The organism is Microbacterium sp. ARD31 (assembly GCF_031844425.1).
In genome coordinates this window covers 127952-151287 of record NZ_JAUZVE010000002.1, presented here as the reverse complement: position 1 = coordinate 151287, position 23336 = coordinate 127952, and the positions used below count along the sequence as shown (strand labels likewise).

Genomic DNA, 23336 nt, shown 5'->3' with positions numbered 1-23336 from the left:
CGTCAGGCGCGCCGGGCGTAGGGTCGACGCATGGCCGGACGTGAGGAGCTCTCGAGGTCGTTCGGTGCCGTGGCCGACGTGTACGAGTCGGGCCGGCCCGGTTACCCCTCCGAGGCGGTCGCCTGGATGCTCGCCCCGGTCCGCGCCGAGGGCCGCGTGCTGAGGGTCGCCGACGGCGGAGCCGGAACGGGCAAGCTCACCCGCGCTGCGGTCGAGTTCGGTGCTCAGGTCGTCGCCGTCGACCCGGATGCCGCCATGCTCGCCCAGCTGCGCGAGCGCGTCCACGGGGTTCCGACGTTCGTCGGTTCCGCCGAGCGGATGCCGCTGCCGGCGGCTTCCCTGGACGCCCTCCTCTACGGGCAGGCGTGGCACTGGGTGGACCCGACCGCCGCTGCGCCCGAGGCGGCGCGGGTGCTGCGCGCCGGTGGCGTGCTCGGACTGATCTGGAACATCCGCGACGAACGCGAGCCGTGGGTGCGGCGCCTCACCGCGATCATGAAGGGCAGCCACGCGGAAGAGATGCTCGCCGCGGGAGACCCGCCGGTCGGACGGCCGTTCGGCGACCTCGAGCGGGCGCGGTGGAGGTGGTCGCAGCCGATGACCCGGGACGCGCTGTTCGCGATGGCCCGCTCGCGCAGTCACGTCATCACCGCGTCAGCTCAGGAGCGAGCCCGCATCGAAGACGGCCTCGAGCTGCTGTGCGACGAGATCGGTGCCGTCGGCGACGACACGGTGGAGCTTCCGTACGTGACCAACGCATTCCGAGCCCTGCGTCCCTGACGCGCCACGCGGGTGAATCGTCAGGAGCGCACCGCACCCACGACCGCCCACAACCCTGCGCGTCGGCGGTAGTCGGCCGCGAAGCCGTGGCGTGCGAGCACGTCGATCATCGCCTGGGGCGGGTGGATGAACCCCCGGTAGGTGTGGCGGGTGAGCCTCATTCCGGCATTGGCGAGGACGCCGAGAGCCCGGGTGAGCAGCGTGCGGGGCGGGTGGCTGAAGACGACGGCCCGGCGCGCGAGCGCCGCTGAAGCCGACAGCAGTCGGTCGTAATCCGGGTAGCAGCACACCACTCGATTCAGCACCACGATGTCTGCGGGGGCCACGGATGCCGGATCCACCGCGATGTCGATCCCCACGAGTCGCGTGATGGACGTCTGTCGCCCGGCTGCCCGTGCGAGTCGCGCGGCTTCCGGTTCGTACTGGCGCGACAGCTCGAGATTGGTCGTGTGCGCGGCACCGCGTCTCAGCAGCTCGAGCTGTATCTCGCCGATCCCGCCGCCCACCTCGAGCACGGTGGCGCCGGTCAGGCCGAGCGACGAGGCGAAGTCGATGACGACCTGCTCCGGCTTCGTCGGTCCGCGGCGCTCGTAACGACGCGCCAGCTTCCGAGCGAAGCGGGCGTCGAACACCTCGTCGTACCCACCCGGGGTCCGCGGGACGCAGCATTCGTCCACGGCCTCAGTATGCTCCGGCGATGCGTCCGGCGACAGGGCGGCAGGGCGCGGCATCCCGCGCACGTAGACTTGGGGCCCGTGGCTCTCACCATCGGAATCGTCGGACTCCCGAATGTCGGCAAGTCGACCCTCTTCAACGCCCTGACCAAGAATCAGGTTCTCGCCGCGAACTATCCGTTCGCCACGATCGAGCCGAACGTCGGGGTCGTGAACCTCCCCGACCCTCGTCTGCAGGTGCTCGCCGACATCTTCCACTCCGAGCGGGTCCTGCCCGCGGCGGTGTCGTTCGTCGACATCGCCGGCATCGTCCGCGGCGCCAGCGAGGGGGAGGGGCTGGGCAATCAGTTCCTCGCCAACATCCGCGAGGCCGACGCGATCGCCCAGGTCGTGCGGGGGTTCAGCGACGACGACGTGGTGCACGTCGAGGGTGCGGTGAATCCGCAGAGCGACATGGAGACCATCAACGCGGAGCTGCAGCTGGCGGACCTGCAGACGCTGGAGAAGGCCGTCACGCGGTTCGAGAAGGAAGTCAAGGGCAAGAAGCTCGATCCTTCTGTGCTGCAGGCGGCGCTCGAGGCCAAGGACGCTCTCGAACGCGGCGTCCTGCTGTCGGGCTCGGGTATCGACCTCGCTCCGATCAAGGAGCTCGGACTGCTCACCGCGAAGCCGTTCATCTTCGTGTTCAACGTCGACGAGGCGGTGCTGACGGATGCCGAGCGCAAGGCGGAGCTCGCGGCGCTCGTCGCGCCGGCGCAGGCGGTCTTCCTCGACGCCAAGATCGAATCCGAGCTGATCGACCTCGACCCCGACGATGCCGCCGAGCTCCTGGCGTCGACCGGCCAGGAGGAGTCCGGACTCGACCAGCTGGCTCGCATCGGCTTCGACACCCTCGGCCTGCAGACGTACCTCACCGCGGGGCCGAAGGAAGCCCGCGCCTGGACGATCGGCAAGGGCTGGAAGGCGCCCCAGGCCGCGGGTGTCATCCACACCGACTTCGAGAAGGGCTTCATCAAGGCCGAGGTCATCTCGTTCGATGACCTGGTCGCGCTCGGCTCGGTAGCCGAGGCCCGTGCGAAGGGCAAGGCGCGACTCGAGGGCAAGGATTACGTCATGCAGGACGGCGATGTCGTCGAGTTCCGCTTCAACGTCTGACGAAAGGACCGATCCCATGCCCGACTCCCAGATCTTCGAGCCGTCCGGTCGCGCCATCCCCTTCGTCGATGAGGGCGACGGACCGATCAAGCTCGTCCTCATCCCCGAGCCCGGCGAAGGGCGCGACGCCCTCGGAGTGGTGGGTCACTACCTCGCCGAGGAGGCCGGCTTCCACGTGATCCGCATCGGGCATCGTGCGGATGCCGACGGCTCGCCCTCGCTCGACGAGCGCGCCGAGGACGTCGTCGCCGTGATGGACCACCTCGGCCTCGACCGCTCGTGGATCGGCGGCCATGGCTTCGGCGGCACTGTCGCCCGCGCCGTCGTCGCCAGTCACGCAGACCGTGCGAACGGCCTCCTGCTCCTCGGCGTCGAGGACGACGACATCGCCCTCGCGCCGGTGATCCCCGTCCTCATCATCCAGGGAACCGAGGATGATGTCACGGTGCCGGCCAACGGCGACCGGCTTCAGTCGACGGCCCCCGAGCGTGCCAGCGTGAAGCCCCTCGACGGCGCGGGTCACCTTTTCCCGCTCACGCACCCGATCGAGACCGCGGTCATCATCGAGGAGTACCTCGACTGGGACTGAGGGCTACCGGCCCTGTCGCTTCTTGTACGGTTTCGGCTGACCCTTCACGACGGGTGCGCGGCCTTTTCCCTTCGAGGCCTTGGCCTTGCCTCCGGCAGCAGGCTTCGGTGGTTGCGCAGCGGCGGGTGCCGCGGAGATCTGCGCTTTCGCCTCGTCCAGGAGCAGCTGCCCGGCGGGGCTCAGCACACTGCCCGACTTCGTGCGCGTGAAAAGCGGATGCCCGACCTCGGCCTCGAGGCGCTCCATCGACGAGTACAGCGCGGCCAGCGGTATTCCGAGCGCCTCGGCTGCGCGTGGGAAGTGCAGGTCGGCAGCCTCGACAGCCGCGAAACGTCGGAGATCGGCGAGCTTCACGTCTCCAGGGTACTGATCGGCGTGCCTGGCCGGTCGAGGGGCGGCACCGGGTCTCCGTCCGCCCTTCTCACACCCGGGTCGGTCCTGTCCAGCCTCGACCGAGCACGTGCGGTTCCTGGCAGGCTGGGACGACGCGACCGGGACTGATCCGGGAAGCGACCGGGCCGATCCCGAAGGACGGGCGGGTCCGAAGAAGGAGACGACGTGAGACAGCGCATCCTCGCCGGCCGGCAGGTCTCGGCGATCGGCCTGGGGGCCATGCCCCTGTCGATGAACAACGACAAGCAGATCCCCTCTCTCGAGGATGCCGTCGCCACAGTGCACGCGGCGCTGGATGCGGGCGTGACACTGATCGACACCGCCGACATCTACGCTCCTGCGTGGAACGAGATGGGGCACAACGAGCGGATCGTCGCCGAGGCGCTGCGCACGTGGGACGGCGATGCGTCGAGCATCTTCGTCGCGACCAAAGGCGGCATCACGCGCAGCGAGGGCGAGGTGTGGGGACGCGACGGCTCCGAGGCCTACCTGCGCTCGGCGGTCGAGCGGTCGCTCGAGATCCTGGGCGTCGACCGGATCGAGCTGTATCAGTACCACCGTCCCGACCGCTGGCTGGTCTACGGGGACGTCATGAAGGCGCTCGCCGCTCTTCAGGCGGACGGCCTCGTCCGGGCCGTCGGGATCTCCAATGCCAGCGTCGAGGAGATCGAGATCGCCCTGGAGGTGCTCGGCGAGGGCAACCTGGCGAGTGTGCAGAACGAGTTCTCGCCCAAGCACCCCGGCAGCATCGACGAGCTGCGCTTCTGCGGCGAGCACGGGATCGCCTTCCTGCCGTGGAGTCCGCTGGGCGGCACCGGTGGGGGAGCCCGCAGCGTCGGCGACCGGTTCTCCGTGTTCCGAGAGGTCGGCGACGCGCACGGCGTCAGCCCGCAGCAAGCGGTGCTGGCCTGGGAACTCGCGCTGGCCCCGACGGTCATCCCGATCCCGGGAGCGCGGCGCGCGGCATCCATCGTCGATTCGGCGAAGGCGGCCGATCTCGACCTCGAGGCGGACGAGGTGTCTCGCCTGTCGGCGTCGGTCGGCATCTTCGACTGACCCCCGAGCCGTCCGGCGTGTCGGTGCGGCGAGATAGCGTGTGGAGATGACGTCGACCGACGACCTGTACGCCTGGCTGCTCGACGCGGATCCGGCCCTCCGCTGGCAGGTCGAGCGCGATCTGCTCGACGCGCCGCGGGATCATTGGCAGGCGACCCGGTCGCGCGTGGCCACCGAGGGGTTCGGGGCCGCGCTCCTGAGGGCGCAGGATCCGGACGGGCAGTGGGCCGGCGGTTCGTTCTTTCCCGCCGGATTCTTCGACGGCGACGAACCTCGGCAACCGGGTCAGCCGTGGACGGCGACGACGTGGGTGCTGCGCGATCTGCGGGAGTGGGGCGTGGATGCGGCGGTTCTGGGCGACACCGCGGCACGATTGGCTGCCAACAGCCGGTGGGATTACGAGGACCTGCCGTACTGGGGCGGAGAGGTGGACGTGTGCATCAACGCGTACACTCTCGCCACCGGAGCCTGGCTCGGCGCGGACGTATCCGGGCTCGCCGCATGGTTCCCTGCGCATCAGCTCGAGGACGGCGGGTGGAACTGCGAGGCGGAGGAGGGGGAGTCCACGCGATCGTCGTTCCACTCGACGCTCAACGCCCTTCGCGGCATGCTGCAGTACGAGCAGCTGACCGGAGATGTCGGCCTGCGGGCATCCCGTCATCGCGGACAGGAGTACCTGCTGCGGCGGCGACTGATGTACCGCGCCACCACCGGAGCGCTCGTCGGCGACTTCGTCGTGCGCTTCGTGTACCCGAACCGCCACCGCTACAGTGCGCTGATCGCGCTCGACTACTTCAGAGATGCCGCGCTGCACGACGGAGTCGCTCCGGACCCTCGTCTGTCGGACGCCGTCGACCTCGTGCGTGAGGCCCGGCGACCCGACGGCACCTGGTTGCAGTCCACCCCGCTCGCCGGGCGCACGTGGTTCCCCGTCGATGTCGACGAAGGCAGTCCGTCGAAGTGGCTCACTCTCTTCGGCTCGCGTGTGCTGCGATGGTGGGATGCCGCCTCGGCGGACGTCGGGGACCGACCGGGCTCCACGTCGCGACCGCCCGCGTGAGTCCGACCCGCGTCTCTGGATCCGAGCATCTTGTGAGCGCCGGTGGCGGGCGGTATCGTTCCGACACCGACGAGGGCGCCCGACCGGAAGTCAGGGGTTCGTCAGCTGGGGGCCGCGATGGTCGATGGCACTGCGATGCAGCTCGCGGGCGCCGCTGCCGCTGCGGGCCGGTGGCGCGAGGTCTGCGTACGGCTCGAAGGCGCTCGCTCGGCGGGTGAGCTCGGCGGGCCGGTGCTCGAGCAGCTGGCCGAGGCCTACTTCCTGCGTGGAAGGACCGCCGAGTCGTTCGCGGCGCTGGCCGAAGCGCACGAGAGGTATCTGGTCGAGGGCGAGACGGTCGGTGCGGCGCGGACGGCGGGGTGGCTCGCGATCGAGCTGCTCGAAGCCGGGGAGGTGTCGCAGGCCGCCACCTGGGTGGCCCGGGGCCTGCGGGTGGTCGACCGGCTGGAAGGTCGCAATCCCGTCGGCGGGCTCGTCGCGCTCGTGCCCGCCGCGCTGACGGTGATGTTCGTCGGCGACCAGGGGGAGGCCATTCGACGGTACGACGTCATCGCGGCGACGGCGGAGCGCTCGGGCGATCGCGAGCTGGCCGCGCACGCCGCCTTCGGGCGAGGCAAGGCTCTCACGATGCTCGGACGGACGGCGGAAGGATTAGCCAGTCTGGACGTCGCCATGGCCGCAGTGGCAGCAGGGGAGGTGTCACCGGTCATGATGTGCGTCATGTACCGGGTCGTCCTCGACGTGTGGCACGAGGCATTCGACCTCGCGCGGGCGCACACCTGGACGAGGGCGTTCGCCTCGTGGTGCGACGCGCAGCCCGAGCTGCTCGCGTATACCGGGCAGTCCCATGCCTACCGCGCGCAGCTGCTCCTCCTGCACGGTCGGTGGGATGCGGCATCCGCTCACGCCCATCTCGCCGGAGAGCGACTGAGGGAGGGCGACTTCACCGCGGGCTATGTCGCGAACTACGCCCGCGCGGAGGTGCACCGAGTGCGGGGCGAGTTCCGTCCTGCGCTCGAGCACTACCGACAGGCAGGGGTCACAGGATGGGATCCGCAGCCGGGGCTCGCCCTGCTGCACCTCGCGCGCGGCGACGCAGCCGCGGCCCAGGCGATGATCCGCAGCAGCGTCGCCGGTGCGGACGAGGCCACCCGGCGACGACTGCTGCCGGCGCTGGTGCACATCGAAGTCCGCGCGGGTGACGCCCCCGCGGCGCGGCGGGCGGCCGACGACCTTCTGGGACTGTCGCGAGCGGCGCCGACACCCATGCTGATGGCGCTCAGCGCTGCGGCAGACGCGGAGGTCCTCCTCGCCGAGGGCGAGCCGCCGGCGGCATGTGCGCGAGCGACGCAGGCGTGGGATGCGTGGATCCGGGAGGACGCGCCGTATGAGGCCGCCCGATGCCGGGTGCTTCGGGGTAGGAGCCTGATGGCAGACGGGCGCGCCGAGGCGGCCTCCGCGGAGTTCGCGGCGGCGCGGGAGACGTTCGAGCTCTTGGGGGCGCACGCCGACCTCGCCGAGCTGGCCGGGCTGACCGGAGCCCGGGCGCGCGACGCTCTCACCACTCGCGAGGTCGATGTGCTGCGACTGGTCGCGACCGGGCTCACCAACCGCGGCGTCGCGACACGGCTGTCGATCAGCGACAAGACGGTGGCGCGGCACTTGAGCAACATCTTCGGGAAGCTCGGGTTGACCTCGCGCGCGGCGGCGACGGCGTATGCGTACGAGCACGGGCTGATCTGAGCCGGATGCCGCAGTCTCAGGATCCGCAGGGTGCATGCCGCGGGGATCTACATATATCTGCCCACGCACGGGCGCGGCCGGAATGGGTGATCCGACCGACGCGGCGAAGAGCGGGCCGCGCATAGCGTTGCCGGCATGGACATCCCGCTCGTCGCAGGCACGGTCTCGACCGTGGTCTTCGCGGCGAGCAACCTGCCCATGCTGCGCAAGGCGCTGCGGACCGGGGACGTCTCGTCGTACAGCGTGCCGAGCCTCGTCATGATCAACGTCGCGAACCTCGTGTACTCGCTGTACGTCTTCACTCTCCCGATCGGGCCGATCTGGGCGCTGCACTCGTTCTACGTCGTCTCGTGCGCCATCATGCTCGTGCTGTGCATCGCACAGAGGCGTGCAGGGAGGAACGAGGCAGGCGGAGAATCTCACTGGCCTGGAGCCGCCCATCTCCGAGCGCGCGGGCGGCGTCAGAGCAGGTCGACGAGCCGCTCGATCGTGACGCGGTTCTTGCCGGCGCCCTTCGACTCGTACATCGCGCCGTCTGCTCGCACGAGAAGGTGCTCGGGCTCGGGGCGCGGGTCCTCCTGCGGACGATAGAGCGAAACGCCGACGCTCACCGACGGTGAGATCAGGCCGGAGTCCACGGTGATCGGGTCCTGGGTCATCGTGAGGATCCGCTCGGCGATGGCCTCGGCGGCTTCCTGGTCGGCATCCGCGCAGATGGCGACGAACTCGTCCCCGCCGATGCGACCGACGACGTCCCCCGCGCGCACGCCGTGCGTGAGGCGCGCGGCGAGCTCGGTGAGGACCATGTCGCCGGCCGCGTGGCCGAACCGGTCGTTGATGCTCTTGAAATCGTCCACGTCGAGGAAGAGGACCGCCAGCGGGGTGCGCTCGTTCCACGCGGTGCGGATCGCGTCGTCGAGACTCTGCTCGAGCAGCTGACGGTTGCCGACGCCCGTCAGCTGGTCGTGGAGGGCGAGGAAGGCGAGACGGCGCTGGTAGCGCAGACGGACGAGCGTCTGCGACGCCTGCCTGCCGAGCGCCTGCTGCAGGTCGTAGAACTGGTCGTCGAACTCGCGATCGCGCCCGAAGAAGCACACCAGCACGCCCAGCCGATCGCTCTCGTCCAAGAGCGGCGTGACGCTCAGCGCCTCGAGTCGGGTCTCGCGCATGGCGGCGGCGAGCTCGGGGAACTGCGTCTGCGCGGCCTTCTCGGTGACGGCGACGACCCGCGGCGTGTTGCGGAGCGTGACGACCGGCGGCACGCGACCCGCGAGCGGGTTCACGCCGCCCGCCAGCACGAGATCGCCCTCCTCGTCCCACAGGAGCACCGCCGCCTCCTGTGCGCTGAAGGCGGTTCGCGCGACGTCGGCGAAGGCGTGCGCGACGTCCTCCGCGCTCGCTGTCAGCCCGAAAGTGCTCGAGACCTCCTGCAGCACGCGCACGCGGGCCTCGGAGGACTCGGCAGCTCGTCGAGCGTGAACAAGGTCGCGCTCGTACCGGATCCGCTCGGTCGCGTTGAAGACCGCCGTCCGCACGACGCCGGTCGCGGCGTCCCGCAGCGAGTTGACCAGGACCGGGATGCCGTGGCCGTCGGTCCGGCGGATCGTCAGCGCTGCCTCGTCGACCCTCCCCTGCAGGTGCAGCGACTGCACGTGCCGCGTCTCGTAGAACAGGCGGCTCCCGGGATCGAGCAGGTCCGCGAAGGGCGAGCCGATGATCTCTGGCGAGTGTCCCGTCCACTCGAGGAACGTCGAATTGGCCTCGAGGACGGTGCCGTCGGGCGAGGTCGCCACGAGCCCGCACGGGGCGAGATCGAACCAGCTGTCCGCGCTCACGCCAGGAACTCCCGGATCTCGGCGATGACGGCGTCGGGCGCGGAGAGGATGGGGACGTGGCCGGTGGCTTCCAGGACAGCCAGCCGACTGCCGGGGATCGCGGCGTGGACGTAGTCGCCGACCGTGCGGGGGGCGAGCGCGTCGCTGCTGCACTGCAGCACGAGGGTCGGCACCGAGACCGCGCGCAGGTCATCCCGGTTGTCGGAGAGGAAGGTCACGCGCGCGAAGTGCCGCGCGATCGCCGGATCGACGCGGCAGAAGCTCGCGGTCAGCGCCTCGCCCAGGTCCGGGCGTTCGGGGGTCCCCATGATCACCGGGGCGAACTCCCGCGACCAGCCGAGGTAGTTCGCGTCCAGCGAGTCGAGCAGGCTCGAGATGTCGTCGGGCTTGAAGCCGCCGTCGTACTCTGCATCGTCGACGTATCGAGGCGAGGGGGTCACGAGCACCAGGGCGCCGAATCGGGACGGATCGCGGTTCGCCGCGAGCACCCCCACCATCGCACTCACCGAGTGCCCGACGAAGACGACGTCCGTGGCGTCGATGGCTTCGAGGATCTCGAGCAGATCCTCGGCATAGCCGTCGAGCGAGTCGTACCGGCCGGGGTGGTAGGCGCTCAGGTCGGACCCGCCGGCTCCGACATGATCGAAGAGCACCGTTCGATGGTCGGGTGCGAACGCGGGCGCCACCGCACGCCAGACAGCCTGGTCGCAGCCGAAGCCGTGCGCGAAGACCATGACGCGCCCGTATGGGTCGCCGCCGACGGTGACGTTGTTGCGTCGGAGCGCGTCCGACGCCTGCACGGCTGCGGTCATGGGCGCTCCTCGGGTCGAAACGCGGCGTACTGCATGACCGCACTGCTGAGCGTAGACGACGGCGTCGACAATCCGGTATCGGGGCACGCCCTGCCGCGTAGCGCGACGGGACATGTGAGTGCAAGGGGCAGGTCGAAAGTCAGGGGGCGACCTACACTTTCGGCAGTCGAGGGGAGTGGCGCGTGGGCGAACAGGCGACGGCGGTCGAGGCGGCCCGGGCGGTCGAGCGACTGAGATTGGCCGAAGCGCGCCTGGCACGCCGGCGGCAGACGCAATGCGGGCCGAGCGAGACCGCTCGTGCGGCGATGCGGTACGTCTACGAGAGTTCCGACGCCGGTGTCGACGTCACGCCCACCATGGTCGCCGATCACGTCGGCGTCTCGACAGCATCCATGACGACGATCCTCGATCGGCTCCGCACCGGCGGTCTGATCGTCTTCGAGCGGAATCCGGATGACGGTCGGAGCAAGTTCGTGCGGCCGCTCGACCGCTCGGCGGACGCCGATGACATCGACCCGCTGACCGCGCACGTACGGCGTCTCGCCGACAACCTCAGCGCGGTCGACATGGAAGAGGTCGTGCGCTTTCTGACGCTCATCACGGACGCGGTCGACCGGGAATGCACCTGAGCACATCGGCGAGCACGTCCGGCCTGGCCGGGCTCACCCGGAGGCCGCGGCGTTCTCCTCGTCGGGCTCGGCGACGATCCGCAGTCCGTGGGGTCCCGCCGCTTCGAGCATGAGCGCGTCGACCCACGCCCGGTTGAGCCGTGGGGCTCGAGATCCGTAGAAGTGGAAGACGATCGGCACCGCGGGATGGACCCACAGAGACCGCACGCCGGGGGGATCGGGAAGGTGGAACATGAAGGGCTCGAGTCGTCGCAGCTTGTTCATGAACACCACGCGGAGGTGCGCCAGAACGCGGTCGTCGATGTCGAGCGATCGAGAATCGCTGCCATAAACGAGTTTTCCCACATCCACAACGTAGAGCGGGAAGGCGGGCTTACTAAATGAAGTAAGCCCGCCTAATCATCCGAGAGGGGTCATGCTGTCTGGCCTGCGTGATCGCCTTCGGCCACCTCTTCGATGAGCTTGGCGTTGAAGGCCGGCAGGTCATCCGGCGTGCGGCTCGACACCAAGCCCGCGTCCACCACGACCTCTTCGTCGACCCAGGTGGCGCCGGCGTTGCGCAAGTCGGTCTTGAGGCTCGGGTAGCTCGTCAGCGTGCGGTCGGCGACCACTCCCGCTTCGATGAGAGTCCATGCTCCGTGGCAGATCACCGCGACCGGTTTGTGCTGTTCGAAGAACTCGCGAGCGAACGACACGGCGTCTTCGTCCATCCGAAGGTGATCGGCGTTCACGACGCCACCCGGAAGCACGAGCGCGTCGAATTCCGACGCCTGTACGTCCGTGACCGGACGGTCCACGCTCTGCTCGTGGCCGTTCTTGCCCGTGACAGACCCCGAAGCCGGTGATACGAGCGTCGCGGTCGCGCCGGCATCCGTCACGGCGCCCCAGGGGGAGGTCAGCTCGCTGTCCTCGAAGCCGTCCGTCAGCAGGAAGGCGACGGTCTTGCCGTTGAGATCGGTCATGGCAGTGTCCTTTCGTCGATGGATGCATCGGGTGGGCGGTGCGGGTCCGCGACCACCGATCGCCACGTTACGTCGGGAGTCGGCCGGGGCGAGGGGGTTGCATCGACCGGCGTCGTCGACTACTCACGTGACGCACGGCGCTTCCGTGCCGATGTCGGCCTCCGCGGTTACGATGGGGGAATGTCGACCTCATCCTCCACCACGCCCCTTCAGCCCGTCACCGACGAGAAGAACCTGCTCGTCACGGCCTCCGACGAGTCCGCCGGCTCGTGCTGCGGCGGCGGATGCTGCGGCGGCAACTGACCCCGCCGGCCGCACCGGCCGCCCGTTGACGCCATGCCGGAGTCGCCGGAAGTCCAGATCCTCGCGGAGGATCTCGATCGCGCGCTCACCGGCAGGCGCATCCAGGGCATCGATCTCATCGAGGCGCGCGTGTGGAAGACCCGCGAGCGCCCCGCTGAGGGTATCGCCGGATGCCGCATCACGGGTGTCTCCCGATTCGGCAAGCACGTCGATCTCGAGATCGACCGCGGAAGTCTCGTCGTCTCGTTCGGTCGTGCCGGCTGGGCCCGTCTGCGTGCTCCGGAACTCGCGTCCGCGGCAATGGACCCCGACGCCCCGCCGGTCGTGGCCGCCATCTCTTTCGATGACGGCAGCGCGCTCGAGCTGACGGATGCGGGGGAGTGGCTGTCGCTCGGCCTCTCGTGGGTCGACGAGCCGCTGCAGGTGCCCGCGATCGCCAAGCTGGGGCCGGATCCGATGGGCCCGGCGTACACGCGTGAAGATTTCGCCCGCGCCGTGGACGGGCGACGCAAACGGCTCAAGGCGCTCCTGGTCGAGCAGGAGAGCTTCTCGGGTGTCGGAAACGCCTACTCGGACGAGATCCTCCACACGGCCAGGCTGTCGCCCTTCACACACGCGGCCGCCCTCACCGACGAGGAGAAGGACCGGCTGTTCGCCACCGTCCGCGCCGTGCTCATCGACGCCACCGCGGCCCGGCGCGACACGCCGCCCGAGGAGCTGAAGGCCGCGAAGGTCGCCGCGATGCGCGTGCACGGCCGGGCAGGGGGCCTGTGCGGCGTCTGCGGCAGCACGATCCTCGACGTGCCCGGAACCAGTCAGGGTGCCCAGTACTGTCCCGGCTGCCAGACCGGCGGGGTCCCGCTGCCGGAGTGACCGCGGGGGACGGCCTCGCCTCAGTGGGCCGCGGGCACCGAGCCCTGGTCGTCAGCGGGCTTGCGGATCAGGAAGGCGCCGACGATGAGCGGCAGCGACACGAATGCCGCCACGAGGAACGCGGTCCGGGTTCCCACCGCGCCGGCGGTGATCTCGTCCAGTCCGGCGCCGACGGCATCCGCGGCGACGGAAGAGTAGATCGTGATCAGCAGCGCGATGCCCGCGGCCCCGGCGACCTGCTGCGCGGTGCCGAGGATGGCCGAGCCGTAGGAGTAGAACTGCGGCTGCAGCGAGGCCAGCGACGCGGTGAACAGAGGCGTGAACGACATCGCCAGTCCCAGCGACAGCACGGTCTGAGCGATGGCGATCGTCCACACCGTGGTCGAGGCGTCGAAGGTGGTGAAGATCCACAGCATGCCCGAGGCGATGATCGACCCGGGGATCAGCAGCACCTGCGTGCCTCTCTTGTCGTAGATGCGGCCGATGACGGGACCGGCCAGGCCCATCACCAGCGCCCCGGGCAGGACCACCAACCCGGTCTCGAGAGCTGACACCTGGAGGACGTACTGCATGTAGAGGGGCACGACGGTGATCGTGCCGAAGAAGGCGATCGACAGCAGCGTCATCTGGATGATCGACAGGGTGAAGTTGGGCGAGCGGAAGACCCGGAGATCGAGCAGAGCATCGTCATTCCTCTGCAGGCGCAGCTGACGCCACACGAACAGACCGAGCGTGATGACCGACACCGAGAGGGCGACGACGAGTGCGATCGACGAGGTCGTCCCGGCCGCCGCCTCCTCGGCCGCGGTGCCGCCGCCGTGACCCGAGGCGCCGCCGATCTGGCTGAGGCCGTAGACCAGCCCGCCGAAGCCGAAGGCCGACAGGATCACCGAGAGCACGTCGATGGGGGCGCGGGTCGTCTCGCCGAGGTTGTGGATCCAGCGAGCGCCGATCGCGAGCGACACCAGGGCGATGGGCAGAACGACGCCGAAGTTCGCACGCCATCCGACGGTGTCGAGCAGGAAGCCCGACAGGGTCGGTCCGATGGCGGGGGCGAGCGAGATCACGATGCTGACGCGCCCCATCATGCGGCCGCGGGAGTGGGCCGGAACGAGGTTCATGATCGTCGTCATGAGCAGCGGCATCATGATCGCGGTGCCCGACGCCTGGATGACGCGGGCCACCACCAGCAGCTCGAACCCCGGAGCAAGGAGTGCCGCGAGGGTGCCTAGCGAGAACAGGCTCATCGCGGTGATGAACATCTGCCGCGTCGTGAAGCGCCGCAGCAGGAATCCCGTGACCGGGATCACGATCGCCATCGTCAGCATGAACGCCGTCGTCAGCCACTGCGCGGCGACGGCGGTGATGCCGAGATCGGTGATGAGGTGCGGGATCGCGACACCCATCGTGGTCTCGTTGAGGATCGCAACGAACGCGGCGGCCAGCAGCAGCCAGATCACGCGGTTCTCGGCGGCGGTGAGCTTCGATCCCTGCGGGACCGGGATGCCGCCGGTGGCCGGAGTTGCACTGGTGTCGGTCGCGGCCATGCGTGCTCCTCGGCGGTCGGTCGGCGCCATCGCAGGGTCGACCCCCGGATGGCAAGCCTCCAGGATAACCACGGGGTCCGACAGGGCATTCCCGACCGGGTGAAACCGGAGCCCGTCGATCCGCGCGTGGCTAGGCTTGGCCTCCATGAGCATGGGGCGCGGGGGCGGCGGCGGAGGTGGCGGCCACCCCGGCGGCGGCGGCGGCTTCCGCGGCGTCGACATCGAGGCGCAGAAGCGCATCAACGCGCAGGCTCCCCGCATTCCCGACCTCGGCCGCCGCGTGGTGGCGCTGTTCCGTCCGTACCGCGGCCGCATCGTCGCCACCGGAGCCCTGGTGATCGCCGGTGCCGCGATCGCGGTGATCCCGCCGCTCATCGTGCAGCGGGTGTTCGATGACGCGCTGTTCCCGCTCGACGGCGGTCGGCCGGACCTGTCACTGCTGGCCACCCTCGTGACGGCGATGATCGGACTCTTCCTGCTGTCGGCGATCGTGGGTGTGGCGCAGACCTGGCTCACGGCCACCGTCGGCAATCGCGTCACCGGGGATCTGCGCGTGCGCCTGTTCGAGCACCTGCAGTCCATGGAGCTCGGCTTCTTCACCCGCACCAAGACCGGGGTGATCCAGTCGCGTCTGCAGAACGACGTGGGCGGCGTATCGGGCGTGCTCACGAACACCGTCACGAGCATCCTCGGCAACGCCGTCACCGTGATCGCCTCGCTCGTGGCGATGATCATCATCGACTGGCGCCTGACCCTCATCGCGGTGGTCGTGATGCCGTTCCTCGTCGTGGTGCAGCGACGTGTCGGCCAGGTCCGCGCCCGCATCGCCGGCGAGACCCAGGAGTCGCTCTCGGAGCTGACTTCCATCACCCAGGAGACGCTGAGCGTGTCGGGGATCCTGCTTTCCAAGTCGTTCAACCGGCAGCGCACCGAATCCGCACGGTACGGCGACGAGAACGTCAACCAGGTGCGTCTTCAGGTGCGCCGTGCGATGAGCGGCCAGGGCTTCTTCGCCGTGGTGCAGGTGATGATGGCGAGCGTCCCGGCGATCATCTATCTCGTCGCGGGGTACCTCGTCGCCGGCGGGGCCGCCGAGATCACGGCGGGCACGATCGTGGCCTTCACCACCGTGCAGGCCCGACTCCTCATGCCGCTCATGGGCCTCATGCGCGTGGCCCTCGATCTGCAGACGTCCGCCGCGCTGTTCGCCCGCATCTTCGAGTACCTCGACCTGGTGCCGGCGATCCAGGACGCCCCCGACGCGCTGTCGGTCGAGCAGGCGCCCGGTCCGATCGGGCGGATCGAGTTCCGTGACGTCGTCTTCCGGTACCCGGATGCCGCACCCGACAGCCGCCCGACCCTCGACGCGGTGAGCTTCACCGCCGACCCGGGTCAGCACGTCGCCTTCGTGGGTCCCTCCGGCGCCGGCAAGACCACGGTGCTCTATCTCACGCCCCGGATGTACGAAGCCGCGGCGGGACAGGTGCTCTTCGCGGGCGAGGACGTCCGCCGACTCCGGCAGGAATCCATCGTCGATCACGTCGGCATCGTGTCGCAGGAGACGTACCTCTTCCACGCGACCATCCGCGAGAACCTCCGCTACGCCAAGCCCGACGCCACCGATGACGAGGTCGCCGCCGCGTGCCGGGCCGCGAACATCCACCACGTCATCGAGGGATTCGAGCGGGGGTACGACACCGTCGTCGGCGAGCGCGGCTACCGGCTCTCAGGCGGGGAGAAGCAGCGGATCGCCATCGCGCGCGTGCTGCTGAAGGACCCGCCGGTGCTGCTGTTGGACGAGGCGACCTCCGCCCTCGACACCGTCTCGGAACGCGTCGTGCAGGAGGCCCTGGATGCCGCCGCCCGCGGCCGCACGACCCTCACGGTCGCGCACCGGCTGTCGACCATCATCGGCGCCGACATCATCCACGTCGTGGAGGCGGGGCGCATCGTCGAATCAGGAACCCACGCCGAACTCCTCGCAGGCGGGGGGCTCTACGCAGACCTCGCGGCGGAGCAGCTCGCGGCCAGCCGCATCCTCGAGGCGGAGAAGGCGGCGGAGTCCGCGGCATCCTGAGATCGGGTCCTCACCACAGCAGGGCGGGAGCGACGTCGTCGTCCGGTGCACCCCCGCGGTCCGCGAGTCGCCGCACGAAGGCGCCCAGGGCTCGACGGTACCGGGTGTCGGGGTGCGTGCGCGCGATCGTGACCAGCGGCGGCAGGTCCATCGCCAGGATCAGGTCGACCCGCGCCCGCGCGGCGGCGGTGTGGCCGGAAGCGTCGAGCACCCCGATACCCGCCTCGAGCGCCTCGAGGTAGTCGTTCAGCACGTCGAGCCGCTCGCGGTGCTGGGTGATGGACGAGCCGTCGGCGCGTTCCCGCCACTCCACGACGACGTCGGGGACGACGTCGATCCCGCGCGCGTGGGCGTACAGCAGCTGCGCGACGACCTGGTCCTCGTAGGCCTTGCCGACGGGGAAGCGCAGGCCCGCCCGTCGCCACAGATCGATGCAACTCACCTTCGACCACGCCACGATGTTGCCGGCGACCTGAGGATGCTCCCGCAGCGAGGTTCCGGTGCGGACGGGGTCGGTCGCCGAGCGCACCCACGGCTGGACCGTCCCCGGGGTGTAACCGCCGGCGCCATCGGGCCGCAGCCGGACGTACGCGCCGACGGCGACGTCGCTTCCCGAGGCGTCCAGGGAATCGACGAGCCGCTCCAGGGCACGGGGGCGCATGCGGTCGTCGGCGTCGAGGAATCCGACGAACGGCGTGTCGACGAGGTCGAGTGCGGTGTTGCGTGCGGCACCGAGGCCGCGGCGCGCGTCGTGCCGTACGAGGCGGAAGCGCTCGTCGCGCGCGGCCGCGTCCGCGAAGATGCGCCCGGTGTCGTCGGTGGACGCGTCGTCCACAAGGATGGCCTGCCACGTCGGGAGCGTCTGCGCCTCGAGGGAGGAGAGGGCCTCCGCCGCCCAGGGCCCCACATCGTATCCGGGGACGATGATCGTGACGACGGGTGCGGGCGACGGGGTCACCCGCCCGATCGTACCGCTGCCACGGAGGCGGCCACCGCGTCCGCGACGGCGTCGAGCGGCTGGGCGAGCGAGCGGGGGAGCGTGAAGCGCACCGCGGTCCGGGCGACGTCGGCGTCGATGCCCAGCGCGGTGAGGACGTGCGAGGGCTCGTCGCTGCCGGCCGCGCAGGCCGAGCCGCTCGAGGACACCACGCCTCGTCGCTCCAACTCGAGCAGGACGGCTTCGCCGCTCGTGCCCGCGAAGGTGAAGCTGGCCGTGCCCGCGAGACGATGCTCCGGATCGCCGGTGAGGCGAGACGAGGGAACGAGGGCGAGCACCCGGGCGATGAACGCGTCCCGCCAGGCCCCGACGCGGCGGCTCGCCTCCTCCCGCTCGGCCTCGGCCAGTTCGAGGGCGGTGGCGAGGGCGACGGCGCCGGCGACGTCCTCGGTGCCGCTGCGCCGCCCCTGCTGCTGTCCGCCGCCGTGGAGGACGGGCTCCAGCGGAAGGCGAGAGCGCACTCCCAGCACGCCCGTGCCTTTGGGCGCCCCGATCTTGTGGCCGGCGACGGTTATCGCGTCCACGCCGAGCTCCCGTGCCGACAGTGGCAGCCACCCGGCCGCCTGCACGGCGTCGACGTGCACCGGGATGCGGCGGTCCCCGGCGGCCGCGCGGACGGCCGCCGCGATCGCCGCGACGTCCTGCACGGTGCCGATCTCGTTGTTGGCGTAGCCGAAGCTCACCAGGACGGTGTCGGCACGGATCGCCTCCGCGACGGCATCCGCATGCCAGCGTCCACCCGGATCCACCGGCACGAGCGAGACGTCGACCCCGTGGATGCGGGCGAGGTGATCGGCCGAGGCGAGCACGGATTCGTGCTCGATCGGGGAGGTGACGAGGTGGCCCGGTCGCACCGCGCGGGGTCCCGTGACGGCGGCGACGACGAGGCCCTTCACGGCGAGATTGTTGGACTCCGTGCCGCCCGAGGTGAGGACGATGTCGGCCGGACGCATCCCCAGCACGTGCGCGATACGGGCGCGGGCGTCCGCGAGGGCGGCCGCCGCGGCCTCGCCGACCGTGTGATGGCTGGAGGGATTGCCGAAGGTGCGGGCGAGGTAGGGGGCCATGGCCTCGAGGACTTCGGGACGGACGGGCGTCGTCGCGGCGTTGTCGAGGTACAGCATGGGCGGGGGTCAGAGGGCGACGGGTGTGCGGGAGTCGTCGAGACGGATGTCGAGTCCGAGATCGAGCGCCGGCGCGGAATGGGTGAGCGCCCCCACCGAGATGACGTCCACTCCCGTCTCGGCGATCGCACGCACGGTGTGCAGCGTGACGCCGCCGGAGGCCTCGACGATGGCACGCCCCCCGATCTGCTCGACGCCGGCGCGGAGGTCTTCGAGAGAGAAGTTGTCGAGCATGATCGTGCCGATCCCCGCGGCGAGCACCGCATCGATCTGATCGAGCCGGTCGACCTCGACCTCGACGTGGGTGGTGTGCGGCAGGCGGGCGATCGCCCCCTGCAGCGCAGCCGTCACCGAGAGACCGCGCTCGGTCAGGACGGCGAGGTGATTGTCCTTGGCCATCACCGCGTCGGAAAGGGAGTGACGGTGGTTGTGCCCCCCGCCGCTCACGACGGCGTGGCGTTCGAAGGCGCGAAGGCCGGGCGTCGTCTTGCGCGTATCCGCGATACGGGCGCCGGTGTGGGCGACCTCGGCGACGTACCGGGCGGTCAGCGTGGCGATGCCCGACATGCGCTGCGCGAAATTGAGCCCCACGCGTTCGGCCGTGAGCACCGCGCGGGCAGGTCCCGTGACCGCCGCGAGGACGTCGCCGACGGCGAACCGCTCGCCGTCGCGCACGAGGAGGTCGACCTCGACGGCGGGGTCGGTGAGACGGAACGCGGCGGCGAACACATCGCCGCCGCTGAAGACGCCCTCTTCGCGGGCGACCAGCTCGGCGTTTGCGCGGGCGTCGGCGGGGATGAGCGATTCGGCGGTGATGTCGCCCCAGGGCGCGTCCTCGTCGAGAGCGACGGCGACGACGCGGTCGATGGTGGTGCGGGTGAGCATCAGGCGGCTCCCTTCGTGAGCGTCATGGCGGTGGGGTCGTCTCGTCGGAAGTGGGCACCGGCGGACCTCGTCCGCGCGCGGGCGGCGGCCACGAGGTGTTCGGCGACCAGGAGGAGGTTCTCATCCTCGAACGCGGACTCGGATGAGGGGCGACGGCGAGTGGAGCGCCACAGCGCGAGGTGCGCGGCGGCGCGAGCGAGCCCGGCTTCGTCGCGGACGAGACCGGCGTGCTCCCAGAGCAGTCGCTGCAGGGCGCTCCGCGAGAACGGCACGGCGCCGGGCGTCGCTTCCACGCCCCGCACCGCGACCGGTGCCGCGGGGCTCGTGGCGGCATCCGGCCAGCGACGTGAGATGACGTCGGCGGCGATCACGTCGCCCGCACGCGCGCCGAACACCGCGCCTTCGAGCAGGGAGTTCGACGCGAGCCGGTTCGCGCCGTGGACGCCGGTGCGCGCGACCTCGCCGACGGCGTAGAGGCCGGGGATGCTGGAGCGACCCCACAGGTCGGTCACGACGCCACCCATCAGGTAATGCGCGGCGGGGGCGACCGGTACCGGCCGACGCGCCCAGTCCAGTCCGCGCTCGCGCACCGCGCGGTCGATCGTGGGGAACCGCTCGGCCAGGAATCGTGCGCGCTCGTCGGCATCGGCCGAATGCAGGCCGGTGGCGTCCAGGCGGACCGGACGGCCGCCCTGACGCTGCATCGCGCGGGCGATCGAGCGCGCGACGACGTCGCGCGGGGCCAGTTCGCCGTCGGGATGGTCATCGAACGCGAACCGTCGTCCGGTGTCGTCGATGAGCACCGCGCCTTCGCCGCGGACGGCCTCCGACACCAGGAAGGGCTCCCCGACGGCCAGGATCGTCGGGTGGAACTGGAAGAACTCCAGGTCCGCCACCGCCGCTCCGGCCCGCAGCGCCGCGGCGATGCCGTCGCCGGTGGCCACCGTCGGGTTGGTCGAGAACGCGTACAGCTCGCCGGCGCCGCCCGAGGCGAGGACGACGGCATCGGCGGAGATCGTGCGGCGGGTGCCCGGGCGACCCGAGTCGGTTCCGGATGCCGCGCGCTCGCCGACCAGCAGCTCCACACCGGCGGCCCGACCGGCATCCAGGACGAGGTCGACCACGAACGCGTGCTCGATCACGTCGGCGCCGCTGGCCCGCAGCCGTGCCACGAGCGCCCGTTCGATGGCGGTCCCGGTCGCATCGCCCCCGGCGTGCAGGATGCGCGGGTAGGAGTGGGCGGCTTCGAGCCCTTTCACGAAGTCGCCGCCCGCACTCCGGTCGAACTCGACCCCCAGGTCGATCAGCTCGCGGATGCGCTCCGGGCCCTCGCCGACGAGCACGTCGACGGCGGCGGGGTCGCTGAGGCCGGCGCCCGCCGCGAGGGTGTCGCGCACGTGATCAGCGACGCTGTCATCGTCGAACATCACGCCGGCGATCCCGCCCTGCGCGTATCGCGTGTTCGCGTGCTCGAGCACATCCTTGGTGACGAGGGTCACGCGGCAGCCGTGCTCGACGGCGTGCAGGGCGACGGTGAGCCCCGCGATGCCGCTGCCGACGACCACGGCGTGCACGGCGGCGGGGGGGGTCATGCCGGCGCTCCGGCGGCGGTCGCGACCGGACCGGGAGCTCCGCCCGGCTCGAGTCGTCCGGCCGGCGGCTTGGCGGCCAGCATCCGCTCGAGCGCGACCCGCGCGGGGTCGGCGACATCGGCCGGGACGGTGATGCGGTTGACGACCTCACCGCGGACCAGTGACTCGAGCACCCACGCGAGGTATCCGGGGTGGATGCGGTACATCGTCGAGCAGGGGCACACGACCGGGTCGAGGCAGAAGATCTCGTGCTGCGGATGCTGCGCCGCCAGCCGCTGCACGAGGTTGACCTCGGTGCCGATCGCGAACGTGGTCGGTTCGGTCGCGCCCTCGATGGCCCGGCGGATGTAGTCGGTCGAGCCCGCTTCGTCGGCGGCGTCGACGACCTCCATCGGGCACTCCGGGTGCACGATGACGCGGACGCCCGGGTGCGCGGTGCGGGCGGCGGCGATCTGGTCGACGGTGAAGCGGCGGTGGACCGAGCAGAACCCGTGCCACAGGATGACGCGCGCGTCGTGCAGCGCATCCTCGTCGGCTCCGCCGAGGGGACGTCGCGGGTTCCACATCGGCATCTGCTCCACGGGCACGCCCATCGCCTTCGCGGTGTTGCGGCCGAGGTGCTGGTCGGGGAAGAACAGCACCCGGCGGCCCCGCGCGAAGGCCCATTCCAGGACGGTGCGCGCGTTCGACGAGGTGCACACGATGCCGCCGTGGCGACCCACGAAGCCCTTGATCGCCGCGGAGGAGTTCATGTACGTCACCGGGATGACGGGCACCCTGCCCTCGGCATCCACGGCGGTCATGTCGCCGTACAGCTCCTCGAGCTGCTCCCAGCAGTCCTCGACCTGGTCGATGTCGGCCATGTCGGCCATCGAACATCCCGCGGCCAGGTTGGGGAGGATGACGGCCTGCTCCGGCTGCGAGAGCAGGTCGGCGGTCTCGGCCATGAAGTGCACGCCGCAGAACACGATGGCCTCGGCCTCGGGATGTGCTTTCGCGGCGCCGGCGAGCTGGAACGAGTCGCCCACGTAGTCGGCGTGACGGACGACCTCTTCGCGCTGGTAGAAGTGACCCAGCACGACGACCCGGTCCCCGAGGAGGGCCTTGGCAGCGCGGATGCGATCGTCCAGCTCGGCGTCGTCGGCCTCGCGGTACTCGCGCGGGAGCTCACCCTGGCGGGGGGCGCCGGTGGGGATCACATCGCCCATCGATGCGCCGGGGCCATAGCCCGGGCGCGTGTCGAAGTCCCACGGACCGGCGGCGAGGTCGGTGTTGCAGGTCTCGGTGGTCGAGGCGCCGCGGACGATCGCCTGGATCTCGTGGTCGACCGACGGGTCGACTCCGGGGTGCGGGGTGAGGGAGATGTTGACGGCGGTCATGGGATTCTCTGTTCGGGTGGGGCGGTGGCCGGGGCGGTTCGGGTCAATGGCGCGCCGAGAGCGGCCCGCGGTCGGCGAGCTCGACATCGCGGTCGTAGCGGTACAGCCTCGCGGGGCGGTGGCTCCCGGTGCGGAAGTGGTCGGTGGGGATGAGGGTGCCGGAGTTCTCGGCCTGGCGGCGGAAGTTCGCCGGGTCGAGCCGCTTGCCGAGGATCGACTCGTACACCTCGCGCAGCTCGGCGAGCGTGAACTCGTCGGCGAGCAGTCCGTGCGCGATGCGGCTGTAGCCGACCTTGTTCCGCAGGCGCCACAGGGCGTAGTCGACGATGTCGTTGTGGTCGAACGCCAGGCGCGGAAGAGACGTCGCATCGAACCACGACACGTTCTCCTCCGCGGCCGCGGCGGCCGCCTCGTCGGCGCGCAGCAGCGCCCAGTACACGATCGACACGACGCGGGTGGGGGAGCGGTCCACGGCGCCGAAGGCGTACAGCTGCTCGAGGTAGCTCGGCTCCAATCCCGTCGTCTCGGCCAGGGTCCGGGATGCCGCGGCGTCCAGTCCCTCGTCGACGTCCAGCCAGCCGCCCGGCAGCGCCCACGAGCCCTCGTGGGGGTCGCGCGTGCGACGGACGAGGGGCAGGGCGAGCTCGGGGCGGTCGCCGTCGGGGTCGCGGCGGAGCGTGAAGATGACCGTGGACACGGCGACGCGCGTCGCGTCTCCTTCGGCGGACGCGATGGGGATGCCGTGGCTGATCGTGCTGGTTCGTGTCATGGTGACTCTAACTCCTTCGACCGATCTTAGTGTCATGGTGACCAGAAGGTCAAACGCGTGACGTTCGCGTCGTTCTCCCAGTCGCGCGCCGTAGGGTGGCCC

23 protein-coding genes are annotated in these 23336 nt (G+C 70.6%); 10 read left to right on the top strand and 13 right to left on the bottom strand.

Annotated elements, in window-relative coordinates; genetic code table 11:
- Positions 1–30 precede the first annotated feature (30 nt).
- The gene (locus Q9S36_RS07420; RefSeq protein WP_311284575.1) at positions 31–780 is read left to right on the top strand and encodes a class I SAM-dependent methyltransferase; all 750 of its coding nucleotides are present in this window, start codon (positions 31–33) and stop codon (positions 778–780) included.
- 20 nt (positions 781–800) lie between these two features.
- On the opposite strand, the gene Q9S36_RS07415 is transcribed toward Q9S36_RS07420, so the two are convergent.
- Positions 801–1457 (bottom strand): methyltransferase domain-containing protein, encoded by a 657-nt coding sequence (locus Q9S36_RS07415; RefSeq protein WP_311284574.1) that lies wholly within the window; start codon positions 1455–1457, stop codon positions 801–803.
- 78 nt (positions 1458–1535) lie between these two features.
- Here Q9S36_RS07415 and ychF point away from each other — a divergent pair, with 78 nt between their 5' ends.
- Both ychF and Q9S36_RS07405 read left to right on the top strand, forming a co-directional pair.
- Positions 1536–2609, top strand: a complete 1074-nt coding sequence (ychF, locus tag Q9S36_RS07410) for a redox-regulated ATPase YchF (RefSeq protein WP_311284573.1) — start codon at positions 1536–1538, stop codon at positions 2607–2609.
- Between the two features lie 16 nt (positions 2610–2625).
- The gene (locus Q9S36_RS07405; RefSeq protein ID WP_311284572.1) at positions 2626–3198 is read left to right on the top strand and encodes an alpha/beta hydrolase; all 573 of its coding nucleotides are present in this window, start codon (positions 2626–2628) and stop codon (positions 3196–3198) included.
- Positions 3199–3201: 3 nt separating this feature from the next.
- Here the strand turns inward: Q9S36_RS07405 and Q9S36_RS07400 are convergent, their stop codons facing one another.
- A complete protein-coding gene (locus tag Q9S36_RS07400; RefSeq protein WP_251450373.1) occupies positions 3202–3552 on the bottom strand; it encodes a LysR family transcriptional regulator in 351 nt (116 codons plus the stop codon).
- Between the two features lie 204 nt (positions 3553–3756).
- Here Q9S36_RS07400 and Q9S36_RS07395 point away from each other — a divergent pair, with 204 nt between their 5' ends.
- From Q9S36_RS07395 to Q9S36_RS07385, 3 genes are all read left to right on the top strand, one after another.
- A complete protein-coding gene (locus tag Q9S36_RS07395; protein ID WP_311284571.1) occupies positions 3757–4647 on the top strand; it encodes an aldo/keto reductase in 891 nt (296 codons plus the stop codon).
- A 46-nt stretch (positions 4648–4693) separates the two neighbouring features.
- A complete protein-coding gene (locus Q9S36_RS07390; protein WP_311284570.1) occupies positions 4694–5707 on the top strand; it encodes a squalene cyclase in 1014 nt (337 codons plus the stop codon).
- A gap of 117 nt (positions 5708–5824) precedes the next feature.
- Positions 5825–7450 (top strand): LuxR C-terminal-related transcriptional regulator, encoded by a 1626-nt coding sequence (locus tag Q9S36_RS07385; RefSeq protein ID WP_311284569.1) that lies wholly within the window; start codon positions 5825–5827, stop codon positions 7448–7450.
- Between the two features lie 461 nt (positions 7451–7911).
- On the opposite strand, the gene Q9S36_RS07380 is transcribed toward Q9S36_RS07385, so the two are convergent.
- Both Q9S36_RS07380 and Q9S36_RS07375 read right to left on the bottom strand, forming a co-directional pair.
- A complete protein-coding gene (locus tag Q9S36_RS07380) occupies positions 7912–9285 on the bottom strand; it encodes a diguanylate cyclase (protein ID WP_311284568.1) in 1374 nt (457 codons plus the stop codon).
- Positions 9282–10097, bottom strand: coding sequence for an alpha/beta hydrolase (locus Q9S36_RS07375; RefSeq protein ID WP_311284567.1), 816 nt, complete (start codon positions 10095–10097; stop codon positions 9282–9284). The genes Q9S36_RS07380 and Q9S36_RS07375 overlap by 4 nt, the downstream gene beginning before the upstream one ends.
- A 182-nt stretch (positions 10098–10279) precedes the next feature.
- Between Q9S36_RS07375 and Q9S36_RS07370 the strand changes: the two genes are divergently transcribed.
- Complete coding sequence (locus Q9S36_RS07370) at positions 10280–10726, top strand: MarR family winged helix-turn-helix transcriptional regulator (protein WP_251450363.1); 447 nt, start codon at positions 10280–10282, stop codon at positions 10724–10726.
- A 33-nt stretch (positions 10727–10759) separates the two neighbouring features.
- Here the strand turns inward: Q9S36_RS07370 and Q9S36_RS07365 are convergent, their stop codons facing one another.
- Entirely contained in the window at positions 10760–11071 is a 312-nt protein-coding gene (locus Q9S36_RS07365) for an ATP-dependent DNA ligase (RefSeq protein ID WP_251450361.1), read from the bottom strand.
- Between the two features lie 68 nt (positions 11072–11139).
- Positions 11140–11688: a type 1 glutamine amidotransferase domain-containing protein gene (locus Q9S36_RS07360; protein WP_311285056.1), complete on the bottom strand. Its 549-nt coding sequence runs from the start codon at positions 11686–11688 to the stop codon at positions 11140–11142.
- A gap of 180 nt (positions 11689–11868) precedes the next feature.
- On the opposite strand from Q9S36_RS07360, the gene Q9S36_RS07355 reads away from it, so the two are divergent.
- Together Q9S36_RS07355 and Q9S36_RS07350 are read left to right on the top strand one after the other, a co-directional pair.
- Positions 11869–11991, top strand: a complete 123-nt coding sequence (locus Q9S36_RS07355) for a hypothetical protein (RefSeq protein ID WP_311284566.1) — start codon at positions 11869–11871, stop codon at positions 11989–11991.
- Between the two features lie 33 nt (positions 11992–12024).
- A complete protein-coding gene (locus tag Q9S36_RS07350; protein WP_311284565.1) occupies positions 12025–12864 on the top strand; it encodes a DNA-formamidopyrimidine glycosylase family protein in 840 nt (279 codons plus the stop codon).
- A 20-nt stretch (positions 12865–12884) separates the two neighbouring features.
- Here Q9S36_RS07350 and Q9S36_RS07345 read toward each other — a convergent pair whose 3' ends face one another.
- Complete coding sequence (locus Q9S36_RS07345; RefSeq protein WP_311284564.1) at positions 12885–14411, bottom strand: MDR family MFS transporter; 1527 nt, start codon at positions 14409–14411, stop codon at positions 12885–12887.
- Between the two features lie 151 nt (positions 14412–14562).
- On the opposite strand from Q9S36_RS07345, the gene Q9S36_RS07340 reads away from it, so the two are divergent.
- On the top strand, positions 14563–16488 hold the full coding sequence (locus Q9S36_RS07340) for an ABC transporter ATP-binding protein (protein WP_396653743.1): 1926 nt from the start codon (positions 14563–14565) through the stop codon (positions 16486–16488).
- Positions 16489–16498: 10 nt separating this feature from the next.
- Here the strand turns inward: Q9S36_RS07340 and Q9S36_RS07335 are convergent, their stop codons facing one another.
- From Q9S36_RS07335 to Q9S36_RS07310, 6 genes are read right to left on the bottom strand one after another with little or no spacing between them, the layout of a single operon-like run.
- Positions 16499–17446, bottom strand: coding sequence for a glycosyltransferase family 2 protein (locus Q9S36_RS07335; protein ID WP_311284562.1), 948 nt, complete (start codon positions 17444–17446; stop codon positions 16499–16501).
- The gene (locus tag Q9S36_RS07330; protein WP_311284561.1) at positions 17443–18609 is read right to left on the bottom strand and encodes a cysteine desulfurase family protein; all 1167 of its coding nucleotides are present in this window, start codon (positions 18607–18609) and stop codon (positions 17443–17445) included. The genes Q9S36_RS07335 and Q9S36_RS07330 overlap by 4 nt, the downstream gene beginning before the upstream one ends.
- A gap of 9 nt (positions 18610–18618) precedes the next feature.
- The gene (gene nadC, locus Q9S36_RS07325; RefSeq protein WP_311284560.1) at positions 18619–19494 is read right to left on the bottom strand and encodes a carboxylating nicotinate-nucleotide diphosphorylase; all 876 of its coding nucleotides are present in this window, start codon (positions 19492–19494) and stop codon (positions 18619–18621) included.
- A complete protein-coding gene (nadB, locus tag Q9S36_RS07320) occupies positions 19494–21086 on the bottom strand; it encodes an L-aspartate oxidase (RefSeq protein WP_311284559.1) in 1593 nt (530 codons plus the stop codon). Before nadB ends, nadC begins: the two co-directional genes overlap by 1 nt.
- The gene (nadA, locus tag Q9S36_RS07315) at positions 21083–22465 is read right to left on the bottom strand and encodes a quinolinate synthase NadA (protein ID WP_311284558.1); all 1383 of its coding nucleotides are present in this window, start codon (positions 22463–22465) and stop codon (positions 21083–21085) included. The genes nadB and nadA overlap by 4 nt, the downstream gene beginning before the upstream one ends.
- Positions 22466–22508: 43 nt before the next feature.
- Complete coding sequence (locus Q9S36_RS07310; RefSeq protein ID WP_311285055.1) at positions 22509–23162, bottom strand: NrtR DNA-binding winged helix domain-containing protein; 654 nt, start codon at positions 23160–23162, stop codon at positions 22509–22511.
- Between the last annotated feature and the right edge of the window lie 174 nt (positions 23163–23336).